The 4381-nt window shown below is 38.3% G+C and carries 5 protein-coding genes; all 5 read left to right on the top strand.

Annotated features, from left to right (window positions below; all coding sequences use genetic code 11):
- The coding region (locus AC06OU_RS02715) for an AMP-binding protein (protein ID WP_475853811.1) at nucleotides 1–1007 on the top strand (1007 nt) is incomplete at its 5' end.
- An 88-nt stretch (nucleotides 1008–1095) separates the two neighbouring features.
- Nucleotides 1096–1677: a TetR/AcrR family transcriptional regulator gene (locus AC06OU_RS02710; RefSeq protein ID WP_475853809.1), complete on the top strand. Its 582-nt coding sequence runs from the start codon at nucleotides 1096–1098 to the stop codon at nucleotides 1675–1677.
- A gap of 16 nt (nucleotides 1678–1693) precedes the next feature.
- Nucleotides 1694–2467 carry an enoyl-CoA hydratase gene (locus AC06OU_RS02705; RefSeq protein WP_475853807.1) on the top strand — a complete coding sequence of 258 codons (774 nt, stop codon included), beginning with the start codon at nucleotides 1694–1696 and terminating at the stop codon, nucleotides 2465–2467.
- A 21-nt stretch (nucleotides 2468–2488) separates the two neighbouring features.
- The gene (locus AC06OU_RS02700) at nucleotides 2489–3262 is read left to right on the top strand and encodes an electron transfer flavoprotein subunit beta/FixA family protein (protein ID WP_169361109.1); all 774 of its coding nucleotides are present in this window, start codon (nucleotides 2489–2491) and stop codon (nucleotides 3260–3262) included.
- A 78-nt stretch (nucleotides 3263–3340) separates the two neighbouring features.
- Entirely contained in the window at nucleotides 3341–4318 is a 978-nt protein-coding gene (locus tag AC06OU_RS02695) for an electron transfer flavoprotein subunit alpha/FixB family protein (RefSeq protein WP_169361110.1), read from the top strand.
- The last annotated feature ends 63 nt before the right edge of the window (nucleotides 4319–4381 follow it).

Genomic DNA, 4381 nt, shown 5'->3' with positions numbered 1-4381 from the left:
TAATTTCAAACGTTTCTATGAGCAGAGCATGGTTGCATGAATGTCGTGAAGGAGAAGAGTCAATTTTAGGTATCCTACCTTTCTTTCATGTATATGGAATGACTACTGTAATGATTTTTTCTGTCATGCAATGCAATCGTATGATATTATTACCTAAGTTTGATGTTGAGACGGCCCTAAAAACAATTGATAAACAAAAACCCACACTATTTCCAGGCGCTCCAACTATGTATATCGGTATTTTAAATCACCCAGATGTTAAAAAGTATGACTTATCTTCTATCGTAGCTTGTTTAAGTGGTTCAGCAGCCCTACCAGCCGAGGTTCAAGAAAAGTTTGAAGAAATAACAGGTGGAAGACTAGTAGAAGGTTATGGTTTAACTGAAACGTCTCCTGTTACACATGCAAATTTAATATACAGTGAGGACCGGGTAAAAGGCTCCATTGGTGTTCCTTGGCCAGATACAGAAGCTACCATTTTTGGACCAGAATCTACTGAGTCATTGCCACATGGAGAAATAGGTGAAATCGCTGTCAAAGGCCCACAGGTAATGAAAGGCTATTGGAATCGCAAAGAAGATACGGAAATGACGATGCGAGACGGATGGTTATTAACAGGTGATTTAGGGTACATGGATGAAAACGGTTTCTTTTATATTGTAGACCGTAAAAAAGACCTTATAATCGCTGGTGGGTATAATATTTATCCGCGTGATGTAGAAGAAGTATTATACGAACATCCAGCTGTTCAAGAATGTGTAGTAGCTGGAGTACCAGATCCATATCGAGGAGAAACAGTAAAGGCATACATCGTATTAAAAGAGGGTATGACTGCAACAGAGGAAGACCTCAATACACATTGTCGTGATAACCTTGCTTCCTTTAAGGTTCCTAGAATTTATGAATTTAGAGATGAGCTTCCTAAAACAGCCATCGGGAAAATTTTAAGAAGAAATCTGATAGAGGAAGAAAGAGAAAAGTTGAAGAAGGTAGCAGTTGAGAGTTAATTGTTTATTGACAATATAAAAAATTGAATATAAAATAAAAATATGAATGAATCATCATTCATATTTTTATTTTTTGGTGGTGAATTCATTGAAGAAAGACAAACCTAAGTACAAACAAATTATTGACGCAGCAATCATCGTCATAGCTGAAAACGGATACCATCAATCTCAGGTTTCTAAAATAGCTAAACAAGCTGGTGTTGCAGATGGAACAATCTATTTATACTTTAAAAACAAGGAAGATATATTAATATCGGTTTTTGAAGAAAAAATGGAAGTGTTTGCTGAAAACTTGAAAGAAATTTTGAAAGAGGACATCAGTGCCTCTGAAAAATTATATAAGATGATTGAAAATCATTTTAAGGTACTGGCAAGTAATAAGCATCTAGCAACTGTAACCCAATTGGAGCTCCGTCAATCCAATCTAGCCTTGCGTTTACGAATAAATGCTATCTTAAAAAATTATTTGACATTGCTCGACACCATCTTAAAAGAAGGTATAAAAAATGAGGAATTCGAAAATTCTGTAGATATTCGCTTAGCAAGACAAATGGTTTTTGGTACAATTGATGAGACGACTACTTCCTGGGTGATGAATGAGTATAAATATGACTTGGTCGGACTTACAGAGAAAGTACATCGTTTATTATTAAAAGGGATAACAACCTAAAAAGGGATGTGGGTAAATGGAGTTTTTGTCATGGAATGTCGAAAATCATGTAGCAACTGTTACTTTGAATCGTCCTCCTGCAAATGCACTAGCAAGGGGTGTCATTTTAGAAGTTAATAGCTTGTTAGACGAAGTGGAGCACGACGATAAGGTTCGTGTGATCCTTCTAAAAGGAGAAGGACGATTTTTCTCAGCAGGGGCAGATATTAAGGAATTTACCACAGTGACTTCTGGAGAAGAGTTTTCAAAGCTAGCTTCTAGTGGACAAACTATATTCGAAAGAGTCGAAACATTCTCTAAACCAATTATTGCTGCCATTCATGGTGCAGCACTAGGTGGGGGATTGGAACTGGCAATGAGCTGTCATATTAGACTAGTTGCTGAAAATGCTAAGCTTGGATTGCCAGAGCTACAGTTGGGATTAATACCTGGCTTTGCCGGCACCCAACGTCTTCCACGCTATGTTGGGTTTGCTAAAGCAGCAGAAATGCTTTTAACAAGCGATCCTATCAGTGGGAAAGATGCAGCTGTATACGGGCTAGCAAATCATGCTTACCCAGAGGAAGAATTGTTTGAAAAGGCTGGAGAGCTAGCAGCTAAAATTGCAAAGAAAAGCCCAGTTGCAGTAAAGGCAGCATTGGAAATGCTTCAATATGTGAAGCCTGCATCTTATCACGAGGGTGTTAAAGCAGAAGCGAATGCCTTCGGAACAGTTTTTGTTTCAGAGGATGCAAAAGAAGGTATTTCAGCATTTATTGAAAAGAGACAGCCTGACTTTAAAGGTAAATAACAATATGGGGAGGACTTCAACATGAATATTTATGTTCTAGTTAAACGCACGTTCGACACAGAGGAGAAAATTGTTGTAAGCGGAGGAAAAATTCAAGAGGATGGTGCAGAGTTCATCATCAACCCTTACGATGAGTATGCAATAGAAGAAGCAATCCAAGTACGCGACGCACATGGCGGAGAAGTAACGGTTATTACAATGGGCGGCGAGGATGCAGAAAAACAATTACGTACCGCTTTAGCGATGGGTGCTGATAAAGCAGTACTGATCAATACAGAAGACGACATAGAAGAAATGGACCAGTTCACAGCGGCTCATATTATTTCGGAATACTTAAAAGACAAGGATGCAGATCTAATCTTAGCAGGTAACGTTGCGATCGATGGCGGTTCAGGTCAAGTTGGACCACGTGTTGCAGAACTATTGGGTATCAACTACGTAACTACAATTACAAACCTTGAAATCAACGGAACAACTGCTACAATCAAACGTGACGTTGAAGGGGATACAGAAATTTTAGAGGCATCATTACCTCTTTTAGTTACTGCACAGCAAGGTTTGAACGAACCACGCTACCCTTCTTTACCAGGTATTATGAAGGCGAAGAAAAAACCTTTAGAAGAACTAGAATTAGATGACCTTGATATTGACGAAGATGATGTAGAGGCTAAAACAGAAACAATCGAAATTTACTTACCTCCTAAAAAGGAAGCTGGAAAAGTATTAGAAGGAGATCTAGCTGATCAAGTGAAAGAGCTAGTGAGCCTTCTTCATACAGAAGCGAAAGTAGTATAACATTTAGTTTCTAGTAATCTATGAACATCTCGAAATTAAAGAGGGTTCGAATCATTTATAAAATGGGAGGAACAAATCATGTCTAAAAAAGTATTAGTTTTAGGGGAAGCACGTGAAGGTGCACTTCGTAACGTATCATATGAATCAATCGCTGCAGCAAAGCAAATTTCTGATGGTGGAGAAGTAGTAGCAGTATTATTAGGGGATGCAGTCCAGGACTTAGCTGTTGAGCTAGGGAAATATGGTGCAGACCGTGTCATTACGGTAGAACATCCACATTTAAAGCAATATACTTCTGATGGCTATGGTCAAGCATTTATGGCAGTAGTTGAACAAGAAAATCCAGAAGCTATTGTTTTTGGTCATACTGCTTTAGGAAAAGATTTATCACCAAAAATTGCTGGTAAATTACAAATCGGATTAGTTTCTGACGTAACGGCTATTGAAGGAGAAGGGGATGATGCAGTTTATATTCGTCCAATTTATTCTGGAAAAGCATTTGAAAAAGTAAAAGTAAAAGACGGAATCGATTTTATAACTGTTCGTCCTAATAACATTGCTCCACTTGCAAAAGACGATAGTAAATCTGTCGACGTTTCATCGTTATCAGTAGAAATTACAAACCTTCGTACTGTTATTAAAGAAGTAGTACGCAAATCTTCTGAAGGTGTTGACTTATCTGAAGCGAAGGTTGTTATTGCTGGAGGACGTGGAGTGAAGAGTGAGGAAGGCTTCGGACCATTGAAGGAGCTTGCTGACGTATTAGGCGGTGCAGTTGGAGCTTCTCGTGGAGCTTGTGATGCTGACTACTGTGATTATTCACTACAAATCGGTCAAACAGGAAAAGTGGTAACTCCGGATCTTTATATTGCTGTTGGTATTTCAGGAGCAATTCAGCATTTAGCAGGAATGTCTAACTCAAAAATTATTGTAGCAATTAACAAGGATCCTGAAGCAAATATCTTCAAGGTTGCTGATTATGGAATTGTTGGAGACTTGTTTGAAGTTCTTCCAATGCTTACAGAAGAGTTCAAAAAACTTAAAGTAAATGCATAACAGAAAATTCGGCTCATATTGGGCCGAGTTTTCTTATGGATATGGTGAGATCGGAGTGTGTAA

This window comes from Psychrobacillus sp. (genome assembly GCF_056205495.1).
Note: the sequence above shows the minus strand (reverse complement) of the source record. Positions and strands in the feature narration are given on the sequence as shown.